The following is a 24,920-nucleotide window of genomic DNA, read 5'->3' as shown; positions in this document are numbered from 1 at the left end:
TTCGACGCTTTTCTCCGGGACAGGACGTCCCGGCCTGTATCGATGGCGTCGGCCATCGATACAGGGAGCGTGGCGCGGGCCCGTACCGCGCCGCAGCGAGCCGAAAAATTCCAGGGACGGAATTTTTCGGCGCTCCGATCGACCCAGCCGTCTGGCCGCCATCGTGGTCAAGGAAACGCGCGAGCTGCTCCGCGACCCGGTGTACCTCGGGCTATCGTTCGTGATTCCGCTCGTGATGATCCTGCTGTTCGGCTTCGGGCTGTCGCTGGACGTCAAGAACCTGCCGCTGGTGTTCGCCGACCACGACCGCTCGCCGTACAGCCGCGATTACATCGACGGTTACGTGCACTCCGAGTACTTCAACCTGATCGCGGTCGACACCGACCCGGCGCGCCTGGAGCGGCTGCTGCGGTCCGGCACCGCGCGCGTCATCATCGACATCCCGCCCGATTTCGGCCGGCAGATCGCAAGCGGCCAGCCGACCGAAGTCGGCGTCACCATCGACGGTTCGTTCCCGACCCGCGCCGGCGTCATCAACGGCTACGTCGCGGCCGTGAACGCGCTCTACAACCAGCGTCTGCTGCAGCAGGTGCGTGGCGAAGGCACGGTGCTGCCGGTGCAGATGGATTTGTCGGTCTGGTACAACCCCTCGCTCGAAAGCAAGAACGCCATCGTGCCCGGCCTGCTGGTGCTGATCCTGATGCTGTTCCCGGCCATCCTGGGCGCCCTGCTGGTGGTGCGGGAGAAGGAATCGGGCACCATCTTCAACTTCTACGCGTCGCCCGTGCGCCGCGGCGAAATCATCCTCGGCAAACTGCTGCCGTACCTGGCCGTCGCGCTGCTGGATTACCTGCTGATCTTTGTGCTGAGCCTGCTGGTGTTCCGCGTGCGCTTCGTCGGCAGCGTGTTCGTGCTCAGTCTCGGCGCGCTGCTGTACTCGGTGTGCACCATCGGCATCGGGCTGCTGATCTCCATCCTCACGCGCAGCCAGCTCGCCGCCATGCTGGTGACGTTTCTCGCCACCGTGACGCCCGCCTTCAACTACTCGGGCTTCATCACGCCGGTCGGCGCCATGGATCGCCTGGGGCAGTGGATCGCCCAGCTCATTCCGGCCACACATTTCATGAGCGTGGTGCGCGGCAGTTATCTGAAGGGCCTCGGGCTCGACTTCTACTGGCCGCAGCTCGCCGCACTCGCCGTGTACACGGTGGTGGTTTACGCCCTGTGCTGGGCGTTTCTCAAAAAGAGGATCGGCTGATGTGGGCGCGCCTTGCGGCCATGGTGCTCAAGGAGTTCCGTCAGCTGCTCGGCGACCTGCCGATCCTGTTCATCCTGCTGTGGGGCTTTTCGGGCGCGGTGTTCATCGCCGGTCGCGCCATCAGCATGGACATCAACAACTACCCGGTAGCGGTGCTGGACCTGTCGCGCAGCCCCGAGAGCCGCGAGCTGATCGCGCGCCTGCGCGCGCCGTGGTTCAAGGTGGTTGCGCAGCTTGAAAGCGACGCCGCACTCACGGACGCGCTCGACCGCGGGCGCACCAGCCTCGCGGTGGTGATCCCGCCGACGTTCTCGCGCGACGTGCAGGCCGGCGCCGGGCGCTTTCAGGTCATCTCGGACGGCACGCAGTCGCAGATGGCGACGCTCGCCGGCGGCTACATCACGCAGCTCGCGGGCGGATACTCGATCGAGCTGCTGGAGCGGCGCCTTGGGCCCTCCGAGCGTTTGCTGGCGCGCCTGCCGCAGGTGGACGCCCGGCCGCGCGTGGAGTTCAACCCCAACATCACCTCGGCGTGGTTCTCGAGCCTGCTCGAAATGCTGAACATGATCACCATGATCTCGATGCTGCTGACCGCCGCCGCCATGGTGCGCGAGAAGGAACAGGGCACGCTGGAACAACTGCTGGTCAGCCCGCTGCGCCCGGCGGAGCTGTTCGCGGCCAAGATCATCCCGACCGTGGTGGTGATCCTGCTGCTGTCGCCGCTGTCGCTGTTCGGTATCGTCGGCGGCGTGTTCGGCACGCCACTGCGCGGCAGCGTGCTGTTCTTCTACGCCGTGTCGGTGCTGTACATCACGTCGGTGGCGAGCCTTGGCATCTACATCGCCATGCTGGCGCGAAATCTCGCCCAGGCGATGATGATGCTGTTCCTGATCCTGTTCCCGATGCTGTTCCTGTCCGGCGCCACCACGCCGCCGGAGAGCATGGCGCCGTGGATGCGCTACGCGACGCTCATCTCGCCGATGCGCTACTACATCGACTTCGGCTACCAGGTGCTGTTCAAGGGCAACGGCCTCGCCTACGTCTGGCACGACATCCTGGGCATGCTGGTGCTGGGCGGGCTGATGTTCGGTTTTTCGGTGGCGCGCTTTCGGCGCCTGCTGGGGTAAGAGCCGGGTTACAAAAAAACGGTTCAGCCGTGCCCGGGAGCCGTCTCTTCCAGCTCCATCAGCACGCCGCCGCAGTCCTTCGGGTGCAGGAACACCACCGGCAGGCCGTGGGCACCGGTACGCGGCTCGCCCAGGACGCGCACGCCGGCGGCCTTCACCGTGGCAATGGCGGCGGCCAGGTTCGGCACCTCGAAGCACAGGTGATGCAGGCCGCCGTCGGGGTTCTTCTCCAGAAACTTCGCGATCGGCGAGTTCGCACCGAGCGGCTCCAGCAGTTCGAGCTTGGTGTTGCCGGTGTCGACGAACACGGTGGTGACGCCGTGCTCGGGCAGCGCCTGCGGCGCCGACACCTTGGCCGGCGTGGCCAGCGAGTCGCGGTAGCGCGCGGCGGCGGCTGCCAGATCCGGCGTCGCGATGGCGATGTGGTTCAGGCGCCCGATCACGCGCCCGCCTCCGGCCGCTCGAACTCGATCAGCAACTGGTCGGCGTCCACCGTCTGCCCGGCGGCGATGTCGAGCTTGGCCACCGTGCCGTCGCGCTCGGCGTAGAGCACGTTTTCCATCTTCATGGCTTCGAGCACGCACAGCGCCTCGCCGGCCTTCACCGCCTGCCCGGCCTCGACATAGACCGCGATCACCTTGCCCGGCATGGGCGAGAGGATCAGATTCGAGGTATCGGCCGCCTGCTTGACCGGCATCAGCGCGTAAAGATCGTGCTCCAGCGCCGTCAGCGCGCGGGTGCTGACCTGCTTGCCGCGGCGCGTGAGGGTGAGCTGGCCGCCGCGGTGGTCGATGCGAAACCGCACCGGGTAGCCGTCGATAGTGAGTTCCTGCAACGCCTGCCCGGGCTTGAGCTCGCCGCGCACCGCGCGGATGTGCTCGCCGACGCGAAACTGCGCGCCGCTGTCGGTGACCTCGACCACGTCGAGCCGCACCGGCTCGCCCTGCACGGTGACGAAAAACGACTTGTCCTGACCGGCCATGATTCAGCCCCCCCGCCCGCGCTTGAGCAACTTCCACGGGCTGTCGGCGTCGCCCGCGTGCACGTGCCGCGCGCGCGCCTCCTGCTGCGCCCGCGCGTAGGCGGCGATCACCGCGAACAGCTCGCGCTCGCGCGCGTCGACCGGCGGCTCCACGTAGCCGTCCGGGTATTCCTCGGCGATGAAGTTGGTGGAGATGTCGCCGCTCGCGAAGCGCGGGTGGCTCAGCAGGCTGCCCAGGAAATCGAGGTTGGTGGTCACGCCGCGGATGTCGTAGCCGTCGAGCGCGTCGATCAGGCGCGCGGTGGCCTCGGCGCGGTCGTCGCCGTAGGCGATCAGCTTCGCGATCATCGGGTCGTAGTACATGGAAATCTCGCCGCCCTCGTAGGTGCCCGAGTCGACGCGGATGCCGGCGCCGGCCGGCTCCTGGTAATCGGTGAGGCGGCCGATGGACGGCAGAAAGCCGCGCCGCGCGTCCTCCGCGTACACGCGCGCCTCGATGGCCCAGCCGGTGAGCGTGACCTCGTCCTGGCGCAGCGCGAGCGGCTCGCCGGCGGCGACGCGGATCATCTGTTCCACAAGATCGATGCCCGTCACCAGTTCCGTGACCGGGTGCTCGACCTGCAGGCGCGTGTTCATCTCCAGGAAATAGAAATTGCGCTGCTGGTCGACGATGAACTCGACCGTGCCGGCCGAGAAGTAGCCGACCGCGCGGGCCAGCGCCACCGCCTGCTCGCCCATGGCGCGGCGCACCTGCGGCGTCAGGAACAGGCTCGGCGCTTCCTCGATCACCTTCTGGTGGCGGCGCTGGATGGAGCACTCGCGCTCGCCCAGATACACGATGTTGCCCTGCCGGTCGCCGAGCACCTGAATCTCGATGTGGCGCGGCTTGACGATGTACTTCTCGATGAACACGCGGTCGTCGCCGAAGCTGGAGCGTGCCTCGGACGCCGCGGCGCGAAAGCCCTCGGCCATCTCGTCCCGCCGGTTCACCACGCGCATGCCCTTGCCGCCGCCGCCGGCGGTGGCCTTGATCATCACCGGAAAGCCGATGTCCTCGGCGATGCGCACCGCCTCGTCGGGCGTGTCGATGATGCCGACGTAGCCCGGCACGGTGCTCACGCCCGCCTGCACGGCGAGCTTTTTCGACTCGATCTTGTCGCCCATGGCGCGCACGGCGCCCTGCGGCGGGCCGATGAACACCACGCCGGCTTCCTCCAGCCGGCGCGCGAACTCGGCGTTCTCGGACAGAAAGCCGTAGCCCGGGTGCACGGCCTCGGCCCCGGTCGCGGCAATGACCTCGAGGATGCGGTCGACGTTGAGGTAGGACTGCGCGCTCGGCGCCGGGCCGACCGGCCAGGCCTCGTCCGCCATGCGCACGTGCAGCGCATTCCTGTCGGCTTCGGAGTAAATGGCGACGGTGGCGATGCCCAGGCGCCGGCAGGTGCGGATCACCCGGCAGGCAATCTCGCCCCGGTTGGCGATCAGAATCTTGTTGAACAGCGGCATGGTTTTCTTCGCACCTTAAAGCGGGATGTTGCCGTGCTTCTTGAACGGCCGCTGCACGCTCTTGTTGGCCAGCATGCGCAGCGCCCGGCACAGGTGCTCGCGAGTGCGCGACGGCGTGATCACGTCGTCGATGAAGCCACGCTCGGCGGCCACGAACGGGTTCGCGAAGCGCTCGCGGTATTCCTGCTCCAGGCGCGCCGTCTCGGCGGCCGGGTCGGCCGACTGGTCGATCTGGCGCCGGTACATGACCTCGACCGCGCCCTTGGGCCCCATCACGGCGATCTCGGCCGTGGGCCAGGCGTAGTTGATGTCGCCGCGGATGTGCTTGCTGCTCATCACGTCATACGCACCGCCGTAGGCCTTGCGCGTGATGACGGTGAGCTTCGGCACCGTGGCTTCGGCGTAGGCGTACAGCAACTTGGCGCCGTGCTTGATGATGGCGCCGCGCTCCTGGGTGGTGCCCGGCAGGAAGCCCGGCACGTCCACCAGCGTCACGAGGGGAATGTTGAAGCAGTCGCAAAAGCGCACGAAGCGCGCCGCCTTGCGCGACGAGTCGATGTCGAGCACGCCGGCCAGCACCTTGGGGTTGTTGGCGACGATGCCGACCGTGCGGCCTTCCAGGCGCGCGAAGCCGGTCACGATGTTCTTGGCGTAATCCGGCTGCACCTCGAAGAAATCGCGGTGGTCGGCGATCTTGTCGATCAGCTCCTTGATGTCGTAGGGCTGGGTGGCGTTTTCCGGCACCAGGCTGTCGAGCGCCGGCTCGGCGCGGTCGAACGGGTCATCGCTCGGGTAACTCGGCGGCGTTTCGAGGTTGTTGAGCGGCAGAAAATCGAACAGCCGGCGCGTCTGCGCCATCGCCTCGACGTCGTTCTCGAAGGCGAGATCGGCCACGCCGGACTTGGCCGTGTGCGTGCTGGCGCCGCCGAGATCCTCGGACGTCACGTCCTCGTGCGTGACCGTCTTCACCACGTTGGGGCCGGTCACGAACATGTAGGACGTGTCCTTCACCATGAAGATGAAGTCCGTCATGGCCGGCGAGTACACGGCGCCGCCGGCACAGGGGCCCATGATCACCGACAGCTGCGGCACCACGCCCGAGGCCTGCACGTTGCGCCAGAAGATTTCCGCATACCCGCCGAGCGAGGCCACACCTTCCTGGATGCGCGCGCCGCCGGAGTCGTTCAGCCCGATCACCGGCGCGCCGACCTCGACCGCGCGGTCCATGACCTTGCAGATTTTCTCGGCGTGGGTTTCCGACAGCGCGCCACCGAAGACGGTGAAGTCCTGCGAGAAGACAAACGTCAGGCGGCCGTTGATGGTGCCGTAGCCGGTGACCACGCCGTCGCCCGGGAACTGCTTGTCGGCCATGCCGAAGTCCTGGCAGCGGTGGGCCTTGAGCGTGTCGAGCTCGCAGAACGAGCCCGCGTCCAGCAGCAGCTCGATGCGCTCGCGGGCGGTCAGCTTGCCCTTGGCGTGCTGGGCGGCGATGCGGTCGGCGCCGCCGCCAAGCCGGGCTGCCGCGCGCGTGGAATCCAGACGTTCAAGAATGCTGCCGCTCACGGGCTGCCCCCTCCCGGTTCAGAAACGAAAACGGCCGTCCGGCACGCGCCGGACGGCCTGTCATGCCGGCACCCGCGGGCGCCTGTCAGCCGCGCGCGTCGAGCGGCACGTAGTCGGTCTTGGTGGCACCGGTGTAGATCTGGCGCGGGCGGCCGATCTTGGACTTCTGCTCCAGCATTTCCTTCCACTGCGCGATCCAGCCCGGCAGACGGCCGATGGCGAACATCACCGTGAACATGTTGGTCGGGATGCCCATCGCGTGGTAGATGATGCCGGAGTAGAAATCCACGTTCGGATACAGCTTGCGATCGACGAAGTAGCTGTCCAGACGCGCGGCGGTTTCCAGTTCCTTGGCGATCTTCAGCAGCGGCTCGTCCTGCTTGCCGAGCTTGGCGAGCACAGTGTCGGCGGTCCGCTTGATGATGGTGGCGCGAGGGTCGTAGTTCTTGTACACGCGGTGGCCAAAACCCATCAAGCGGAACGGGTCCTTCGGATCCTTGGCCTTGAGAATGAACTTCTGCACGTCGCCGCCGTCCGCGGCGATTTCCTCCAGCATCTCCAGCACTTCCTGGTTGGCGCCGCCATGCAGCGGCCCCCACAGGGCGAGGATGCCGGCCGATACCGCCGCGAACAGGTTGGCGCGCGAGGATCCCACCAGACGCACGGTGGACGTGGAACAGTTCTGCTCGTGGTCGGCGTGCAGAATCAGCAGCACCTTCAGCGCCTTCACGAGGTCGTCGTCGACCACGTAGGGCTCGCACGGCACGCCGAACATCATGCGCAGGAAGTTGGCGCAATACCCCAGGCTGTTGTCCGGGTACAATAGCGGGTGGCCGATGGATTGCTTGTAGGCGTAGGCGGCAATGGTGGTGATCTTGGCCATCAACCGCACGATGGACAGCTCCACCTCGTCCGGGGTCTGGTCCATCTCGGTCAGTTCGGGGTAGTACGCCGACATGGCGCACACCGCCGACGACAGGATGGCCATCGGATGCGCGCCCGGCGGGAAGCGGTCGATGAGCTCCTTGAGGCCCTCGTGGATCATCGAGTGACGGGTGATCTGGGCCCGGAAGGCGAGGAGTTCGATCCGGGTCGGCAGGTGGCCGTAGATCAGCAGGTAGGCCGTCTCGGTGAACGAGGACTGCTCGGCCACCTGCTCGATCGGGATGCCGCGGTAGCGCAGGATGCCCTGCTCGCCGTCCAGGAACGTGATGGCGCTGGTGGTGGCGCCGGTGTTCATGTACGCCGGGTCCATGGTGATGTAGCCGGTGCGGGCGCGCAGATCGCTGATGTCGATGGCCTTCTCGCCTTCCGACCCGACCAGTACCGGGAATTCGTGGACCTGTCCTTCGATTTCGAGCTTGACGCTGTCGGCCATCGTGATTCCTGATTGCGAGGTTCGTGCGGGTTCGATTCTGGGTTCGATATCGGTTCGATATCTGTTCGGTGATCTGGGGGCCTGAGCCGTCCCGACGGCCGCGCCGGGGCTCGATACAAGGGCGACGCTGCCCGTAAGCCGCTCCACGGCGCGGTGCGGCGACGTGGTGGCGGCGATTCTAGCAGCGCGGTCCAAAGCCCAACAATGCGCCTGCGGTCGCGGCCGACGCCGCGGCCGAATCTGCTATCCTTCCGCCCCTTTTTTTGAGTCTGCCCCGACGTTTTCGTCGGTCGGCTCACCCCTCGCCCACCCCGCCGCAACCGGAGGCCACGTGGAACTCACCGGCGCCGAAATCATCGTCCGTTTCCTGCGCGATCAGGGCGTGCGGTACGTATTCGGCTACCCGGGCGGCGCGGTGTTGCACATCTACGACGCGCTCTACGGCCAGCAGGAGGTCGAGCACATCCTGGTGCGCCACGAGCAGGCCGCCACGCACGCCGCCGACGGCTACGCGCGCGCCACCGGCGAGCCGGGCGTGGTGCTGGTCACCTCCGGCCCCGGCGCCACCAACGCCGTGACCGGCATCGCCACCGCCTATATGGACTCGATCCCGATGGTGGTGATCACCGGCCAGGTGGCCACGCACCTGATCGGCAACGACGCCTTCCAGGAAGCCGACATCGTCGGCATCACGCGCCCGTGCGTGAAACACAACTTCCTGGTCAAGGACGTGGCGGATCTGGCGCTCACGCTGCGCAAGGCCTTCCACATCGCCACCACCGGCCGGCCCGGCCCGGTGGTGGTGGACGTGCCGAAGGACGTGACCGCCCACCGCACGCGCTACGTGTACCCGGAGCAGGTCGAGATGCGCTCCTACAACCCGGTGCTCAAGGGCCACCCGGGGCAGATCCGCAAGGCCGCGCAGCTGCTCCTCAAGGCCAAGCAGCCGATGATCTACACCGGCGGCGGCGTGGTGCTCGGCAAGGGCTCGGCGCAGCTGACGCAACTCACGCGCCGGCTCGGTTTCCCGATCACCAACACGCTGATGGGCCTGGGCGCCTACCCGGCCGACGACCCGCAGTTCCTGGGCATGCTCGGCATGCACGGCACCATCGAGGCCAACATGGCCATGCACGAGTGCGACGTGCTGCTGGCGGTGGGCGCGCGCTTCGATGACCGGGTCACGGGCGATCTGTCGAGCTTCTGTCCGTACGCGCGGATCATTCACGTCGACATCGACCCGGCCTCCATTGCCAAGAACGTGAAGGTGGACGTGCCGATCGTCGGCACCGTGACCTCGGTGCTGGAAGACCTCACGGCCGCGCTCGACGAGATCGGCCAGCCGCCGGACGGCGAGTCGCTGAAGGCCTGGTGGGCGCGCATCGACGCCTGGCGTGCGCAGCAGTGCCTGGCCTACGACAAGACCGGCGACCTCATCAAGCCGCAGGCGGTGCTTGAGGCGCTGCACCGCATCACCGGCGGCAATGCGTACATCGCGTCGGACGTCGGCCAGCACCAGATGTGGACGGCGCAGTTCTACCGCTTCAACCAGCCGAACCGCTGGATCAACTCGGGCGGCCTGGGCACGATGGGTTTCGGTCTGCCGGCGGCGCTCGGGGTGAAGCTCGCGTACCGGGACGCGGACGTCGTGTGCGTGACCGGCGACGCCAGCATCCAGATGTGCATCCAGGAACTGGCCATGGCCAAGCAGTACGAGCTGCCGATCAAGATCGTCAACCTCAACAACCGCTACATGGGCATGGTGCGCCAGTGGCAGGAGTTCCAGTACAAGAGCCGCTACTCGCACTCGTACATGGACGCCCTGCCCGACTTCGTGAAGCTGGCCGAGGCGTACGGCCACGTCGGCCTGCGCATCGAAAAGCCGGGCGACGTGGAAGGCGCGCTGCGCGAGGCGTTTGCCCTGAAGGACCGGCTGGTGTTCATGGATTTCATCACCGACCCTGGTGAGAACGTCTACCCGATGGTCGAGGCCGGCAAGGGCCAGCACGAGATGCGCGTGTCGCCGTTTCAGGCCGCCCTGCGCGACCGGGAACTGGCCTGATGCGACACATCCTGTCCCTGCTGCTCGAAAACGAGCCGGGCGCCCTGTCGCGCGTGGCGGGCCTGATCTCGGCCCGCGGCTATAACATCGAGTCGCTGAGCGTCGCCCCGACGGACGACGCCAGCCTGTCGCGCATGACGCTGGTCACCAGCGGCGACGACGCCATCATCGAGCAGATCACCAAGCAGCTGAACAAGCTGGTGGACGTGGTCAAGCTGATGGACGTGTCCGAGGGCGCCTGCATCGAGCGCGAGCTGCTGATGGTGAAGGTGAAGGCCGCCACCGCCGCGGCGCGCGACGAGATCGCGCGTCTCACGTCCGCGTTTCGCGGCCAGGTGGTCGACATCACGCGCAGCAGCTACGTGGTGGAAGTGACCGGCAGCGGCGACAAGCTGGCCGCGTTCATCGCGGCGCTCGATCCTGCCAGCATCATCGAGCTGGTGCGCAGCGGTCCCTCGGCCATCTCGCGCGGCGCCAAGGCGCTGCGTTCCTGAGTTTTTTTCTGACCCATCCGGTAAGCAGCATGAACATCTACTACGACAAAGACGCCGACCTGTCGCTCATCCAGGGCAAGAAGGTCGCCATCCTCGGCTACGGCTCGCAGGGCCACGCCCACGCGCTGAACCTCAAGGAATCCGGCGTCGACGTGTGCGTGGGCCTGCGCGACGGCTCGACCTCGGTGGCCAAGGCCAAAAATGCGGGCCTGACCGTGCTGGCGCCCGCGGACGCGGTCAAGGCGGCGGATCTGGTGATGGTGCTGGTGCCGGACGAGCACCAGGCGCAGCTGTACACCGACGTGATCGCGCCCAACCTCAAGCAGGGCGGCGCGCTCGCCTTTGCGCACGGCTTCAACATCCACTTCGGCGCCATCGAGCCGCGCGCGGATCTGGACGTGATCATGATCGCGCCCAAGGGCCCGGGGCACCTGGTGCGCACCACCTACACCCAGGGCGGCGGCGTGCCGTGCCTGATCGCCATCCACCAGAACGTGTCCGGCACCGCGCGCGACGTGGCGCTGGCCTACGCGTCCGCCATCGGCGGCGGGCGCGCCGGCGTCATCGAGACCAACTTCCGCGAGGAAACCGAAACCGACCTGTTCGGCGAGCAGGCGGTGCTGTGCGGCGGCGCCAGCGCGCTGGTGATGGCCGGTTTCGAGACGCTGGTCGAGGCCGGCTACGCGCCCGAGATGGCCTACTTCGAGTGCCTGCACGAGCTGAAATTGATCGTCGACCTGATGTACGAGGGCGGCATTGCCAACATGCGCTACTCGATCTCGAACACGGCCGAGTACGGCGACTTCACGCGCGGCCCGCGCGTGGTGACCGACGAGACCAAGGCCGAGATGCGGCGCATCCTGAAGGAAATCCAGACCGGCCAGTTCGCGCGCGAGTTCATCGCCGAGAACCGCGCCGGCGCGCCGGTGCTCAAGGCCATGCGCCGTCTGGGCCAGGAGCACCCGATCGAGCAGGTCGGCAGCCGCCTGCGCGACATGATGCCGTGGATCAAGGCCAACCGCGCCGTGGACCGCTCGCGCAACTGACCGGCGCGCCGGCATGCAGCCCTCGCCCGAACGGCGCCGGCGGCGCGGCATTTATGTGCTGCCGAACCTGTTCACCACGCTCGGGCTGTTTGCCGGCTTCTACTCCATCGTCGCCGCCGGGCAGGGCCAGTTCGGGCCGGCCTGCATCGCCGTGCTGGTGTCGATCATCACGGACGGTCTCGATGGCCGCGTGGCGCGGCTGACGGGCACCGAGACCGATTTTGGCGCCGAGTACGACTCGCTCAGCGACATGGTCGCGTTCGGCGTCGCGCCGGCGCTGCTGGTCTACCACTGGGCGCTGCGCCCCCTCGGCAAGCTCGGCTGGCTGCTGGCGTTCTTCTACGCCGCCGCAGCGGCGCTGCGCCTGGCGCGCTTCAACACCCAGCCGCAGGTCTACGGCAAGAAGTACTTTCAGGGTCTGCCGAGTCCGTCCGCCGCGGCACTGGTGACCAGCGCCGTGTGGGCGGGACACCAGTACGGGTTTCCGGTCTGGGCGGGCACGCCGCTCGCGGTGCTGGTGGCGGTGGCCGGCGGTGGGCTCATGGTCAGCAACTTCCGCTACCACAGCTTCAAGGAATTCGACCCGCGCGGACGGATACCCTTCTTCGCGGCGGTGCTGATCGCCGTCGGGGTGGCCGTGGTGTCGACCGATCCGCCGACGGTGCTGTTCATCCTGTTCGCGAGCTACGCCGTGTCCGGTCCGATCCTGACCCTGCACCGACGTCGCCGCCTGCGGCAGAGTCGCCACGCGGCCTGATCGGCGCGCTGGCGCGAGCGCTCGGCGCCGTATCCAGGGTCAGCAGCGCGAAATACCGCCGCACGCTCTCGACGTGAAACACCGGCTCCCAGGCGCGTGCGCCGCGCTGCAGGGTCGGCAACACGCGGCGCACCTCGGGCCATCGGCCGGGATCGCCACCTTGTGCCGCCACCTGCCGGCGCGCCCGCTCCAGGCCCTGCGGACCCAGGTTGTAGGCCGCGAGCGTCATCCACGTGCGGTGCGGTTCGTCCACCTCGCCCGCCAGACCATCGCGCAGGGTCGCCACGTAGCGGGCGGCGGCCGCGATTGAATCGCCCGCGTCGAAGCGATCCGTGCACCCCATCTCCCGGGCCGTGCCGGCCACGAGCATCATCAGCCCACCGGCCCCACGCGGCGATTCGGCGCCCGGATTCCAGCGCGACTCCTGATACGAAAGCGCCGCCAACAGGCGCCAGTCGATGCCATACTCGGCCCCGGCGCGCCGGAAGGCCGCCTCGAAACGCGGCAACTTCGTCGCCAGCGCGAGCCGAAAACCCTCGACGTCGACCACCTCGAAACGCCGCATGAGGCCCCGCTCCTGCTCGCGCAACTGCGCCAACAGGCCGCTCTTGCGCGCGGCGAGGAAAAACCGGTCCACCTGCTGCACCAGCGACGCGTCGCGCGTGTTCCGCAGCACCCACCGCACCGTACCGGGCGCCCCCACGGCTTGCCCGGCGCGCAGGTTCGGCAGGCGTTGACGCGCCCGGGCAATTTCCTCTGCCTGGGCCAAGGTACAGCCGATTTCCCGCGCTGCCACGCGCTCCATCATGGGGGCAGTACCCAGCCGGGTCCGTGGCGCGAGCCGGAGCTGCCTGTCCCAGGGCTCGGTGAAGCGGGCGAGGTACCCGTCGCTCGCCGACACCCGCAAGGCCCGCTGCTGGACCAGCTGCGGCAAATCCTGCGCCGCGCTCGCGCGGGTGTTGCAGACCACGCGGGTCTGACTGTCCGCATAGCCTGGCCCGGCGTACAGGTGACCGGGCAGCCGCGGCGGCAGTGGCCGGCCGGGCACCGCCAGGTCGACCTCATCGCGCACCAGCAGGTCGAACATCCGCGCCTGCGACTCGACCTCCACGAGACTGACCGTCACGTCGAGTCGGTTCGCAAACTCGCGCATCAGCACATGATGCAGGTCCTGAAATGCCGATTGATCGATGCCGAGGTCGACCGGCACCGCCACGCGCAGCGTGCCGGAACGCTGCACGCGGTCCAGGCGCGACGGCGGCGGGTAGCGCTGCGCCAGGTCAGGCCAGTACGCCAACAAGAGCAGCAGGAAGGCCACCAGACTGGCACCCCACCACTCGGGGAGTCCATATCGCAGGGCAGTTTCCTCGTGAGGCCGCGGACGGTCCGGACTTGGCCGGGCGCCGCGTCGGGCGGAGCGGCGATGGTATATTAGGCGCGCACCCCGGCAAACTTCAGGCCCCAGCGGCCATCTCGCGGAGAGGTACCGAAGTGGCCATACCGGCGCGGACTCGAAATCCGTTGGGGGCGTAAGCTCCACGTGGGTTCGAATCCCACCCTCTCCGCCATCCTCCACCATCCCTGCCAGCGTTTGAACGCGACTCGTTTGCCGTCGTCGAACCGGCACGCTGCGCCGTGCGCCTTGCGCCCCGCTCGCAGCGTGCAGCGCTCGCTGCGCGAGTCCGCGCACCTCCCCCCGCGATCGGCAGCATGACGCGGGCCCGAACCGTCCTCCTGTACGCCGCGGTTGTGCTGGTGATTGGCGCCGTGTGGGCCGCCCTGGCCCGTCCGCAGGCGGTGGAGGCGCCGACATTGCCCGCCGGCAGGAAGCTCCAGTGCGTCTCGTACACACCGTTTCGGGACGGGCAATCGCCGTACGCGCTTGACGCTGGCCTGACCATCCCGCGCGCTAACATCGAAGACGACCTCGCCTTGCTCGCGCGAACTTTCGAGTGCGTGCGCACCTATTCGGTTACGGGGCTGGAGGCGGTGCCGGCGGTGGCCGAGACACTGGGGCTCAAGGTCCTGCTCGGCGCCTGGGTCAGCGCCGATCCGCTCGCCACGCAGCGGGAAATCAAGGGCCTGATCGAGCTCGCGCGCCGTCACCCGTCGGTGGTGCGCGCCGTGGTCGTCGGCAACGAGGCGCTGCTGCGCAAGGAGGTCACCGGCGAGCAGCTCGCGGGCTATATCGGTCAGGTCAAACAGGCGCTGCCGGGCGTGCCCGTCACTTACGCCGACGTGTGGGAGTTCTGGCTGAAACACCCGCAGGTGGCGCCCGCTACCGACTTCATCACCATCCACATCCTGCCGTACTGGGAGGATGAGCCCACCGCCATCGGCGATGCGCTGGCCCACGTCCGCGCCGTGTACCGCAGCATCGCGCGCAAGATTCCTGGCAAGGACATTTTGATCGGCGAGACGGGCTGGCCGTCCGCCGGCCGCCCGCGCGAGGGCGCTCGGCCGGGCATCGAAAACCAGGCGCGCTTCATTCGCGGCTTCGTGCACCTCGCCGGGCAGGAGCACTGGCAGTACAACCTGATCGAAGCCTTCGACCAACCCTGGAAGCGCGCCAACGAGGGCACAGTCGGCGGCGCCTGGGGGCTTTACGACACGCACCGGGCGGACAAGGGCGTGCTGGCGGGCCCGGTGTACCCGCACCCGCGTGCCTGGCTGTTCGGCCTCGTATCCGCCGCGCTGGCGCTGGCGACGTGGCCGCTGCTGGCACGCGCCCGGTTGGCGGGCATCGGCCGCACGGTTCTGGTCGCAACGGCGATCCCGGCCGGCGCGGTGCTGCTCGGTTTGCAACTCGAACAGTTCACGGTCACCGCCAACACTGGCCTCGCCTGGGCCTACGCGGGCGTGCTGCTGCTGCTCGGCCTGGCCTGCTACGGGCTCACCGTGCACGCACTCGCCGGCGGTCGGCGCGACGCGCCGGCGCCGCTGGCGGTCGTTTTCGACCCGCGTGCCTGGGCACGCGAGCCCGGCCTCGCGACGCTTGGCGGCATGGTTCACGCCGGCCTGGTGCTGTGTCTGGCCGGCGAAACGGCGGGCCTGGTGTTCGACGCCCGTTACCGGGACTTCAACACGCTGGCTTTCGTGCTGCCGGCGCTTGCGTACTTCGGCGTGTTCACCGAGCGGGCCGGCGAGCGACCATCACCGGCCATCGAGCGTCCGTTAGCCGGAATGCTCGTCGCAGCCGCGGCCGTCATCCTGTTTCAGGAAACACCGCTCAACCTTGAGGCCGACCTGTGGGCGCTGCTGTGCGCGCTGTTTGCGTGGTCCCTGTGGCGCAATGCGAGCGGCAGCCGCGCCCCCCGCCTATGGGCACTGCTGGCGGCCGCGGTGGGCGCCTATGCCGCCGCGGCGGCCGTGCGCTACGGGCTGATGGAAGCCCCCCAGTTCGTCGGGCGCTGCAGCGGGCAGGCCGGCGACGCGCTGTGCACGCTGCGCAGCGCCATCGGTCTCATGATCCACTTTCGGGTGTTCGGCTGGCTCGGGCTTGTCGCCGCCATCGCCGCCCTGGCGACCGGACGCGCGGGACTGCGCATCGCGGCCGTCATTCTCGCCACCGGCGGCCTGGTTCTTTACAACGCCAACCTCGGCATCGTGGCGTTTGCGGTGGTGACGGTCGCGGTCGCACGCACTGCGGTGGCGCACTGTCCAACCCGTTCAGCGTAGACAATCCCGACTGCCCTTCCGTCCGGCCACCCGTATGCGGCCAAGCCGCCAGACGCCATGCACAAAGAAAGCTTTCTGATCGCCATCGCCGTCGCGGCGCTCACCATCATGTTCTGGGCCGGCATGAACCGGCCGACCAACGAGCCGGCCTGGCCGAAGGTGATCCAGGGCTTCTCGTTCGCGCCGTTCCGCGCCGACCAGGACCCGACCGAGGAACGCTACCCGAGCCTTGAAGAAATCGATGCCGACCTCGCGCTGCTGGCCGGCCGCACGCACGCGGTGCGCACCTACAGCGTGCAGGAGAGTCTTGGCGAGATTCCGGATCTCGCCAAGAAGCACAAGCTCAACGTCACGCTCGGCGGCTGGATCAGCGGGGATCTAGAAAACAACCGGCGCGAGATGAAGCGGATGATCGACATCGCCTCGCGATCGTCCAACGTCGTGCGGCTGATGGTCGGCAACGAGGCGGTGCTGCGCGGCGACGTCAGCGTGGACGACCTGATCGCCTACATCGACGACATCCAGAAAAAAACCGACATTCCGGTCAGCACGGCCGAGCCGTGGCACATCTGGCTGAGCAACCCGAAGCTCGCCGAGCACGTCGATTTCATCACCGTGCACATGCTGCCGTACTGGGAAGGCGTGCCGATGGAGATGGCAGTCGACTATGTGTTCCAGCGCCTGGACGAGGTGAAAAAGGCGTTTCCGGATAAGGATGTCATCATCGGCGAAGTCGGCTGGCCGAGTAACGGGCGCACGCGCCAGGGCGCGGTCGCCTCGACCGCGAACGAGGCGATTTTCCTGCGCCAGTTCCTGATCCGCGCCAACGCCGAGAAGGTCACCTACTACCTGATGGAGGCGTTCGACCAGCCCTGGAAGCACGGCGTGGAAAGCGGTGTCGGCGCCTACTGGGGTGTGTACGACGCGAAGCGCGCGCCGAAGTTCCCGTTCTCGGCCCCCATCGTCGAGATTCCCGACTGGCCGATCCTCGCCGGCATTTCGATCCTGGTGGCGCTGGTCGTGTTCGGCCTGCTGCTGATCGACAGCCGCCTGATGCGACGGCGCGGCCGCAGTTTTCTGGCCGTGGTCGCCTACTCGGCCGCGACCGCGGTGGTGTGGATCATCTACGACTACGCCAACCAGTACATGACGATCACCTCGGTGGTGGTGGGCGTGCTGCTGGTGCTCGGCATGATCGGCGTCATCGTGATCCTGTTCGCCGAGGCGCACGAGTGGGCCGAGGCGCTGTGGCTGAAGCAGCACCGCCGCCTGCTGACGCCGACCCACCTCGACGACTCGCTGCTGCCGTTCGTGTCGATCCACGTGCCGGCGTACAACGAGCCGCCACAGATGATGATCGAGACGCTCGACGCGCTGGCGCGGCTGGACTACCCGCGCTTTGAAGTGCTGGTAATCGACAACAACACCAGGGATCCGGCCGTCTGGCAGCCGGTCGAGGCGCACTGCCGCACGCTCGGCAGCCGCTTCCGCTTCTTCCACGTGTCGCCGCTCGCCGGCTTCAAGGCCGGGGCCCTGAACTTCGCGCTGCGCGAAACCTCACCCGCCGCCTACGTGGTGGCGGTGATCGACAGCGACTACACGGTCGGCCGGCGCTGGCTGAAGGATCTCGTCCCCGACCTGCTGAAGGACCGGGTCGCCATCGTGCAGGCGCCGCAGGACTATCGCGACGCCGACGAGAACGCCTTCAAGGCCATGATCTATGCCGAGTACCGGGGCTTTTTCTACATCGGCATGGTCACCCGCAACGAGCGCAACGCCATCATCCAGCACGGCACCATGACCATGGTGCGCAAGGACGTGCTGCAGCGCCTGGACGGCTGGGCCGAGTGGTGCATCACCGAGGACGCCGAGCTGGGTCTGCGCGTGTTCGAGCACGGGCTCGGCGCCACCTACATCCCCACCAGCTACGGCCAGGGCGTGATGCCGGACACGTTCACCGACTTCAAGAAGCAGCGCTTCCGCTGGGCGTTCGGCGCGGTGCAGATCATGCGTCGCCACCTGTCGTCGCTGCTCAAGGGCGGCTCGCGCCTGACGCTCGGGCAGCGCTATCACTTCGTCGCCGGCTGGCTGCCGTGGCTTGCCGACGGCGTCAACGTGATCTTCAACCTCGCGGCGCTCGCCTGGTCTGCCGGCATGCTGTGGGCGCCGCGCACCGTCGACCCGCCGCTGCTGATCTTCTCCGCCCTGCCGCTGACGCTGTTCGTGTTCAAGCTCGGCAAGCTCGTTTACCTCTACCGCACGCGTGTCGGCACCAGCATCCGCCAGACCATCGCCGCGGCGGTGGCGGGTCTGGCGCTCACGCACACCATCGGTGTCGCCGTGTTGACCGGGCTCGTCATCAAGGAAAAGCCGTTCTTCCGCACCCCCAAGCGGGCCGACACGCAGGCCCTGCTCGCCGCCATCAACGCCGCGCGGGAAGAAACGCTGATGCTGGCGGCGCTCACCTTCACCGCGTGGGCCGTGGTCACGCGCCTGGGCACCGAATCGCTGGATCTGCTGGTGTGGGCGATCATGCTGATGATGCAGGCGATCCCGTACGCCTGTTCGCTGCTGCTGTCGCTGATCAGCGCCGTGCCGCGCCTGCCCGCGGGCCTGATCGGCAAGAGCAAGCCCATGCAGGAGGAGGCCGACCACCTGCTCACGAACACGTCGGCAACGGCACCGTAGCGCCGGCGGGAGAAGCGCCAGGGGGAGAAGCAGCGTGGGGGGCGGGTAAACTAGCGCCCCGCCCTCCTTGAATCCCGGCCCCCGCCAGCGATGAAGCGCACCATTCCCCTCGACGACCTGCAATTCGCCACCCGCTGCGTGCACGGCGGCGTCTACAAGGACGCGCAGTACAACTCCGTCGTCACGCCCATCTACCCGTCGTCGACGTTCTATTTCGAAGGCCCGCGGCAGACCACCGGCTACGACTACACGCGCACCAGGAACCCGACCCGCGACGCGCTTGAAGAGAACCTCGCGAGCCTTGAAGGCGGCGCCGGCGCCACGGCTGTTGCCACCGGCATGGCGGCCATCACCACCGTGCTGCACCTGCTGCCGGCGGACGCGCACGTGATCGCCGGCAACGACATCTACGGCGGCACCTATCGGCTGTTCGCCAACGTGCTGCCGGCGCGCGGGCTGCGCTTCTCGCTGGTCGACATGGGCGACCTTGCCGCCATCGAGGCGGCCATCGAAAAGGACACCGCGCTCATCTGGATCGAGACCCCGAGTAACCCGCTGCTGCGCCTGACCGACATCGCCGCCGTGTGCGCGCTGGCCCGCCCGCGCGGCATCCTCACCTGCGCCGACAACACGTTCCTCAGCCCGTACCTGCAACGCCCGCTGGAGCTTGGCGCGGATCTGGCGCTGCACTCCACCACCAAGTACCTGAACGGCCACAGCGACGTGGTCGGCGGGGCCATCGTGTCGGCCACCGTAGAGCTCGCCACCCGCGTGGCCGCCACCGCCAACGCGCTCGGCACCACCTGCTCGCCGTACGACGCGTGGCTCGTGCTGCGCGGCGTGAAGACGCTGCCGCTGCGCATGCAGGCGCACGAGAAGAACGCCGCCGCGCTGGCGCAATTTCTGGACGCCCAGCCGCAGGTCAGCCGCGTCTACTACCCCGGTCTCGAAACCCATGCCGACCACGCGCTCGCCAGACGCCAGCAGCATGGCTTCGGCGCCATGCTGAGCTTCGACCTCGAAGGCGGCGAGCAGGCCGTGTTTCGTCTGGTCGAACGCCTGAAGCTGTACGCCTTCGCGGAATCGCTCGGCGGCGTCGAGAGCCTGATCGAGCACCCGGTCAGCATGAGCCACGCCGCCATGACGCCCGAAGCGCAGGCCGCGGCCGGCATCGGCCCGGGCCTGACGCGCGTGTCGGTCGGCATCGAGGACGCGCAGGACCTGATCGACGACATGCGCCAGGCCCTGGCTGGCGTCTAGCACCGACACGGTGTGACGGCAACGCGTCCAGGCCGGCGCACGCCAGCCTGAACGCCCGTTATGCTTGCGGCCCCGCCCCACGCGCCGGCCGCTCCATGCCAAACCCGCTCTCGACCGCGCTGACGGAGCGCCTCGGCATCGCCTACCCGGTCTGTCAGGCCGGCATGGGCTTCATCGCCCGCGGCGCCCTCGCCGGTGCGGTATCCGCTGCGGGCGGGCTCGGCGTGATCGGCGCCGAGGGCCTGACGGCCGACGAACTCGCCGCTGAAATCGCCGCCGTGCGCGCCCTCACCGACCGCCCTTTCGGCGTCGACATCCTGTTCGGGCAGGTCAAGAGCGAGCGCAGCGACGCGGTCGTCGAGTACACCGCGGAAGTGCAGCGGCAGATCGACGTGGTGCTGGAGCACCGCGTGCCGGTGCTGATCTCGGGCCTGGGATCCCCGGCCGGCGTGCTTGACGCCGCCCACGCGCGCGGCATCACCGTGATGTCGGTGATCGGCAACGTGCGTCAGGCCAGGCGTTTGGCCGCGGCGGGCGTGGATCTGCTGATCGCCCAGGGCCACGAGGCCGGCGGCCACACCGGCCGCATCGGCACCTTCACGCTGCTGCCGCAGGTGGTGGATGCCGTGGACGTGCCGGTACTGGCGGCGGGCGGCATCGGCGACGGCCGAGGCCTGGTGGCCGCGCTCGCGCTCGGTGCCTGTGGCGTGTGGCTCGGCACGCGCTTCGTAGCGGCCGCCGAGGCCTACGCGCACGACGCGTACAAACAGAAGATCGTCACCATCGACGAAGAAGGCACCGTCGTCACCCGCGCCCACAGCGGCAAGCCGTGCCGGCTGGTCCGAAACGCCTTCACCGACCACTGGGACGCCCGCCCGCAGGACATCCTGCCCTTCCCCGCCCAGCACATCGCGGTCGGCCGCGACGCCGCGCGCCACGCACGCTACGACGGCGCGGTCGAGGACGGCGGCCTGCCGGCGGGGCAGGTATCGGGCATGATCCGCGAGGTGCTGCCGGCCGGCGAGATCGTGCGGCGCATCGTGGCCGAGGCGCGGGCAACGCTCGGCCGGTTTTGCTGAATCACCTACAACGCGAGGAGAACAACCATGACCGTGGCAAGCGCGCTCGACCAGTGCGAGGACGTGGCCGGCAAGTGGCGGGTGCTGATCGATCGCAACCGCTGCGAGGGCAAGGAAAAGTGCGCGCAGGTGTGCCCGGAGGGCGTGTTCAGCATCCGCCGCCTGACCGACGAGGAGTTCGAGACCCACGTCAAGGGCTTCTTGCCGCGCCTGAAAGTCCGCGTGCACGGCCGCCGGCAGGCATTTGCCGACAACGAGCAGGACTGCCGGCACTGCCTGCGCTGCGTGGCCGCCTGCCCGGAGGACGCCATCCAGGTGGTGGCGCGCTGACGATCTGACCAGAGAAGGCGTCCGCCCATGCCGCTGACCGGCATCCGCGTGCTCGATCTGGGCAGCATGGTGGCGGCGCCGCTCGGCGCCACGCTGCTCGGCGACATGGGCGCCGACGTGATCAAGATCGAGCCGCCCGGCGGCGAGGAAGGCCGGCGCATCGGCCCGCGCCGCGGCGACGACACGGGCCTGTACGTCGGCGTCAACCGCAACAAGCGCGGCATGGTGCTGGATCTGACCACCCCGGACGGGCAGGACGTGCTGCGGCGCCTCGTGGCGACGGCCGACATCGTCATCCACAACGTGCGCAGTCCGGCGCGCGAGAAGCTCGGCCTCGACTACGCGGCGCTCGCCGCCGTGCGGCCGGACGTCATTCTGATCACCGTCAGCACCTACGGCGAGCGCGGCCCCTACGCCGGCCGGCCTGGCATCGACCCCTCGGCGCAGGCGCTGGCCGGCCTGATGGCCGCCACCGGCGAACCCGGCGGGCCGGCGCTTAAGGCCGGCGCCGCGGTGGCGGACGTCACCGCCGCCACGCTGGTGTCCTACGCCGCCATGCTGGCGCTGTGGGCCCGGGCGCGGGACGGCCAGGGCCAGGCGGCGGAAGTCGCGCTGATCGATGGCGTGGTGCACCTGCAAGGCGTGCAGCTTGGCGAGTACCTGCTCACCGGGCAGCCGCCGCCGCGGGTCGGCAACCGCAGCCCGTTCTATGCGCCCTACAACAGTTATCGCTGCGCGGACGGCGGCGAGGTGCATCTGGCCGCCTTCAACGACAAGTTCTATCGCAACCTGTGCCGGGCGCTCGCCGCGCCGGAGCTGGCCGAGGACGCACGCTTTGCAAGCGCCGCCGCGCGGCTCGAAAACCGCCAGGCGCTGGATGCGGAAATCGCCGCCCGCTGCGCGCGCCTGGGGCGCGCCGAATTGATGGTGCGGCTCGAACAGGCGGACGTGGTGGCGGCGCCGGTCAACGACTACCCGGCCGCCGCCGCCGACCCGCAGCTGCTGCACAACGCCCTGTTCGTGCCGGTAACGCACGGCGCACACGGCCCGCTCACCGTGCCCGGCATTCCGCTGCACCTGAACCGCACGCCGGGGCAGGTGCGCCGCCCGCCGCCCACGCTCGGCGAGCACACGGCGCAAATCCTGGCGGAACTCGGCCGTTGATTGCCTCGCCAGCCGGTTATCCCTGCCCGTACCGAGGGGGCTGACGTTTACACCCTCGCCCGGTCGGGAGCATCCTGCCCCGCGGCACACGGCGCCGCCCCCGACCGTGCCCTGCCGCTCCAGCCGGCTCCCCGAGGAGGATCGACCATGCCGCTACGCCCGTACGCCGCCCTCGTTCTGACGCTCGCCCTGGCCGCCTGCGGCCGCGATAACGCCGAGTCCACCGCCCTCACCGCCACCCCGCCTGCTGCACCGGCGCCCACGGCGACACCGCCCACCCCTCCCGAAACCCCTGTGGCCGCAGCACCGCAGGCACCGCTGCCCGCCACCGATCTCGACGCCATCCTCGCCGGCGACTGGCGCGACCCGGCCAACGTCGCGCGCGACATCTGGCGCCACCCCAAGGAAACGCTCGGCTTTTTTGGCGTCACGCCCGACCAGCGCGTGCTCGAAATCTCGCCCGGCCGCGGCTGGTACACGGAGATTCTGGTGCCGCTGCTGCGCGAGCGCGGCCACTACGTCGGCGCCGTGTCGGACCCCGCCGCCGCGCCCGACGAGCGCATGCGTGACTACTTCACCAAGTCCAATGCCGACCTGCGCGCCAAGCTCGCCGCCCGGGCGGACGTGTACGGCACGGTCGAACTGCGCCAGATCGACGGCGCCCGGCCGGACTTCGGCCCGGCGGGCTCCATCGACACCGTGCTCACGTTCCGCAACGTGCACAACTGGCTCATGGCCGGCCAGGCGCAGGCCATGTTCAAGGGCTTTTACGCGGTGCTCAAACCGGGCGGTGTGCTCGGCGTGGTCGAGCACCGCGCCGCGGGCGACGTGCCGCCCGGCGACAAGTCCGGTTACGTGGGGCAGGAGCAGGTGATCGGGCTGGCGCAGGCCGCCGGCTTCGCGTTCGAGGCCAGCAGCGAGATCAACGCCAACCCCGCCGACACCAAAGACCACGAGGCCGGCGTGTGGAGCCTGCCGCCGTCGCTGCGCCTGGGCGACAAGGACCGCGAGAAGTACCTCGCCATCGGCGAGTCCGACCGCATGACGCTGCGGTTTCGCAAGCCCGCGGCGCCGGCTGCCCCCTGATCAGACGGGGCGCGGCGGGACGCCCCAGCACGCGCTCAGCGCCGCCGCCAGGTGGTGCCGCCGGCGCCGTCCTCCAGCACGATGCCGGCGTCCGTCAGCTCGGCGCGGATGGCGTCGGCACGGGCAAAGTCGCGGGCGTTCCGGGCGTCGAGCCGCGCCTGCACCAGGGCATCGATGTCGGCGTCGGACGGTCCCTCGCCCGCGGCGCCGCCCTTCAGGAACGCCTGCGGGTCGTCCTGCAACAGGCCGAGCACGCCACCGAGATGCCGCAGCGTCGCCGCCAGCGTGGCCACGCGGCCCGGCGCTTCGGCGCGATTCAGCTCGCGCACCAGCTCGAACAGCACGGCAATCGCGCCCGGCGTGTTGAAGTCGTCCTGCATGGCAGCGTCGAAGCGCGCCACGAACTCGCCGTCCGGCGCGGAATCGGCACCCGCCCCGGCGCGGTCCAGCGCCAGATAAAACCGCGTCAGGCCCTCGCGCGCGGCGTCGAGCGCGGCGTCGGAGTAGTTCAGCGCGCTGCGGTAGTGGCTGCCCAGCAGGAAAAACCGCAGCACCTCCGGCTGGTAGCGCGCCAGCACGTCGCGGATGGTGAAGAAGTTGCCGAGCGACTTCGACATCTTCTCGTCGTCGATGCGCACGAAGCCGTTGTGCATCCACACGTTCACGTACGGCTCGCCGGTGGCCGCCTCGGACTGGGCGATCTCGTTCTCGTGGTGCGGAAAGATCAGGTCGTAGCCGCCGCCGTGGATGTCGAAGTGGTTGCCCAGGCACTGCGTGGACATGGCCGAGCACTCGATGTGCCAGCCCGGCCGGCCGTCTCCCCACGGCGACGGCCAGGCCGGCTCGCCCGGCTTGGCGGCCTTCCACAGCGCAAAGTCGAGCGGGTCGGCCTTGGCCTCGTTGACCTCCACCCGCTCGCCGGCGCGCAGCTCCTCGATCACCCGGTGCGAGAGGCGCCCGTAGCGCTCGAAGCGCTGCACGGCGTAATACACGTCGCCGTTCGGCGCCGCATACGCGTAGCCCTTGGCGATCAGCGTCTCGACCATGCCGATGATGGCGCCGATGTGGCCGCTGGCGCGCGGCTCGTCGTCCGGCGGCAGCACGCCAAGCCGCGCGAGGTCCTCGTGCATGGCGGCGATGGTGCGTTCGGTCAGCGCCGTGGTGGTCTCGCCGTTCTCGGCGGCGCGGCGGATGATCTTGTCGTCGATGTCGGTGATGTTGCGCACGTAGTGCACGTCGAGCCCGAGATGGCGCAGGTACCGCACCACCACGTCGAACACCACGAACACCCGCGCGTGGCCCACGTGGCACAGGTCGTACACCGTGGCGCCGCACACGTACATGCGCACCTTGCCGGGCACGAGGGGGCGCAGCGGCTGCTTGTCGCCGGTGAGGGTGTTGTGGATCAGCATGGGCGGGCCTTGGGGCAAAAATCAGCGGCGGGATGATACCGCCCGGCGCG

20 protein-coding genes and 1 tRNA gene are annotated in these 24,920 nt (G+C 68.8%); 14 read left to right on the top strand and 7 right to left on the bottom strand.

What is annotated here, in order from left to right; all coding sequences use genetic code 11:
* Positions 1-163: 163 nt before the first annotated feature.
* Positions 164-1,258, top strand: a complete 1,095-nt coding sequence (locus AB7F93_RS07705) for an ABC transporter permease (protein ID WP_428302312.1) — start codon at positions 164-166, stop codon at positions 1,256-1,258.
* Positions 1,258-2,385 carry an ABC transporter permease gene (locus AB7F93_RS07700; protein WP_428302311.1) on the top strand — a complete coding sequence of 376 codons (1,128 nt, stop codon included), beginning with the start codon at positions 1,258-1,260 and terminating at the stop codon, positions 2,383-2,385. Before AB7F93_RS07705 ends, AB7F93_RS07700 begins: the two co-directional genes overlap by 1 nt.
* A 23-nt stretch (positions 2,386-2,408) precedes the next feature.
* Here the strand turns inward: AB7F93_RS07700 and mce are convergent, their stop codons facing one another.
* From mce to AB7F93_RS07675, 5 genes are all read right to left on the bottom strand, one after another.
* Positions 2,409-2,828, bottom strand: a complete 420-nt coding sequence (gene mce / locus AB7F93_RS07695; protein WP_428302310.1) for a methylmalonyl-CoA epimerase — start codon at positions 2,826-2,828, stop codon at positions 2,409-2,411.
* Complete coding sequence (locus AB7F93_RS07690; protein ID WP_428302309.1) at positions 2,825-3,367, bottom strand: biotin/lipoyl-containing protein; 543 nt, start codon at positions 3,365-3,367, stop codon at positions 2,825-2,827. The genes mce and AB7F93_RS07690 overlap by 4 nt, the downstream gene beginning before the upstream one ends.
* Before the next feature lie 3 nt (positions 3,368-3,370).
* Entirely contained in the window at positions 3,371-4,873 is a 1,503-nt protein-coding gene (gene accC / locus AB7F93_RS07685; RefSeq protein ID WP_428302308.1) for an acetyl-CoA carboxylase biotin carboxylase subunit, read from the bottom strand.
* A 15-nt stretch (positions 4,874-4,888) separates the two neighbouring features.
* Complete coding sequence (locus AB7F93_RS07680) at positions 4,889-6,436, bottom strand: acyl-CoA carboxylase subunit beta (protein ID WP_428302307.1); 1,548 nt, start codon at positions 6,434-6,436, stop codon at positions 4,889-4,891.
* An 85-nt stretch (positions 6,437-6,521) separates the two neighbouring features.
* Positions 6,522-7,814, bottom strand: coding sequence for a citrate synthase (locus tag AB7F93_RS07675; RefSeq protein WP_428302306.1), 1,293 nt, complete (start codon positions 7,812-7,814; stop codon positions 6,522-6,524).
* Positions 7,815-8,145: 331 nt separating this feature from the next.
* On the opposite strand from AB7F93_RS07675, the gene AB7F93_RS07670 reads away from it, so the two are divergent.
* Genes AB7F93_RS07670 through pssA form a run of 4 tightly spaced genes read left to right on the top strand, consistent with a single transcriptional unit; the run spans position 8,146 to position 12,173 of the window.
* The gene (locus AB7F93_RS07670; protein WP_428302305.1) at positions 8,146-9,876 is read left to right on the top strand and encodes an acetolactate synthase 3 large subunit; all 1,731 of its coding nucleotides are present in this window, start codon (positions 8,146-8,148) and stop codon (positions 9,874-9,876) included.
* Positions 9,876-10,370 (top strand): acetolactate synthase small subunit, encoded by a 495-nt coding sequence (ilvN, locus tag AB7F93_RS07665; protein ID WP_428302304.1) that lies wholly within the window; start codon positions 9,876-9,878, stop codon positions 10,368-10,370. The genes AB7F93_RS07670 and ilvN overlap by 1 nt, the downstream gene beginning before the upstream one ends.
* Positions 10,371-10,399: 29 nt before the next feature.
* Positions 10,400-11,416, top strand: coding sequence for a ketol-acid reductoisomerase (gene ilvC, locus AB7F93_RS07660; RefSeq protein ID WP_428302303.1), 1,017 nt, complete (start codon positions 10,400-10,402; stop codon positions 11,414-11,416).
* A gap of 13 nt (positions 11,417-11,429) precedes the next feature.
* Entirely contained in the window at positions 11,430-12,173 is a 744-nt protein-coding gene (gene pssA, locus AB7F93_RS07655; protein ID WP_428302302.1) for a CDP-diacylglycerol--serine O-phosphatidyltransferase, read from the top strand.
* Here pssA and AB7F93_RS07650 read toward each other — a convergent pair.
* Positions 12,085-13,389: a transglycosylase SLT domain-containing protein gene (locus tag AB7F93_RS07650; protein WP_428302301.1), complete on the bottom strand. Its 1,305-nt coding sequence runs from the start codon at positions 13,387-13,389 to the stop codon at positions 12,085-12,087. The genes pssA and AB7F93_RS07650 overlap by 89 nt on opposite strands.
* A gap of 261 nt (positions 13,390-13,650) precedes the next feature.
* Here AB7F93_RS07650 and AB7F93_RS07645 point away from each other — a divergent pair.
* The 8 genes from AB7F93_RS07645 to AB7F93_RS07610 all read left to right on the top strand — a co-directional run bounded on the left by AB7F93_RS07645 (position 13,651) and on the right by AB7F93_RS07610 (position 23,458).
* Positions 13,651-13,741: transfer RNA gene (locus AB7F93_RS07645), tRNA-Ser, on the top strand.
* A gap of 142 nt (positions 13,742-13,883) precedes the next feature.
* Complete coding sequence (locus tag AB7F93_RS07640) at positions 13,884-15,851, top strand: beta (1-6) glucans synthase (protein ID WP_428302300.1); 1,968 nt, start codon at positions 13,884-13,886, stop codon at positions 15,849-15,851.
* 57 nt (positions 15,852-15,908) lie between these two features.
* Positions 15,909-18,539 carry a glycosyltransferase gene (locus tag AB7F93_RS07635; protein ID WP_428302299.1) on the top strand — a complete coding sequence of 877 codons (2,631 nt, stop codon included), beginning with the start codon at positions 15,909-15,911 and terminating at the stop codon, positions 18,537-18,539.
* Positions 18,540-18,629: 90 nt separating this feature from the next.
* Entirely contained in the window at positions 18,630-19,799 is a 1,170-nt protein-coding gene (locus tag AB7F93_RS07630) for a trans-sulfuration enzyme family protein (RefSeq protein ID WP_428302298.1), read from the top strand.
* A 95-nt stretch (positions 19,800-19,894) separates the two neighbouring features.
* On the top strand, positions 19,895-20,878 hold the full coding sequence (locus AB7F93_RS07625; protein ID WP_428302297.1) for an NAD(P)H-dependent flavin oxidoreductase: 984 nt from the start codon (positions 19,895-19,897) through the stop codon (positions 20,876-20,878).
* A 27-nt stretch (positions 20,879-20,905) separates the two neighbouring features.
* Positions 20,906-21,208: a 4Fe-4S dicluster domain-containing protein gene (locus AB7F93_RS07620; protein ID WP_428302296.1), complete on the top strand. Its 303-nt coding sequence runs from the start codon at positions 20,906-20,908 to the stop codon at positions 21,206-21,208.
* Positions 21,209-21,235: 27 nt separating this feature from the next.
* Positions 21,236-22,372 (top strand): CaiB/BaiF CoA transferase family protein, encoded by a 1,137-nt coding sequence (locus AB7F93_RS07615; protein WP_428302295.1) that lies wholly within the window; start codon positions 21,236-21,238, stop codon positions 22,370-22,372.
* Between the two features lie 147 nt (positions 22,373-22,519).
* Positions 22,520-23,458, top strand: a complete 939-nt coding sequence (locus AB7F93_RS07610) for a class I SAM-dependent methyltransferase (RefSeq protein WP_428302294.1) — start codon at positions 22,520-22,522, stop codon at positions 23,456-23,458.
* Between the two features lie 35 nt (positions 23,459-23,493).
* On the opposite strand, the gene cysS is transcribed toward AB7F93_RS07610, so the two are convergent.
* On the bottom strand, positions 23,494-24,870 hold the full coding sequence (cysS, locus tag AB7F93_RS07605) for a cysteine--tRNA ligase (protein ID WP_428302293.1): 1,377 nt from the start codon (positions 24,868-24,870) through the stop codon (positions 23,494-23,496).
* Positions 24,871-24,920: the final 50 nt, after the last annotated feature.

It is taken from the genome of Immundisolibacter sp. (assembly GCF_050250495.1).
In the GTDB taxonomy this organism is placed as follows: domain Bacteria; phylum Pseudomonadota; class Gammaproteobacteria; order Immundisolibacterales; family Immundisolibacteraceae; genus Immundisolibacter.
This window is presented reverse-complemented; position numbering and strand designations above follow the sequence as displayed.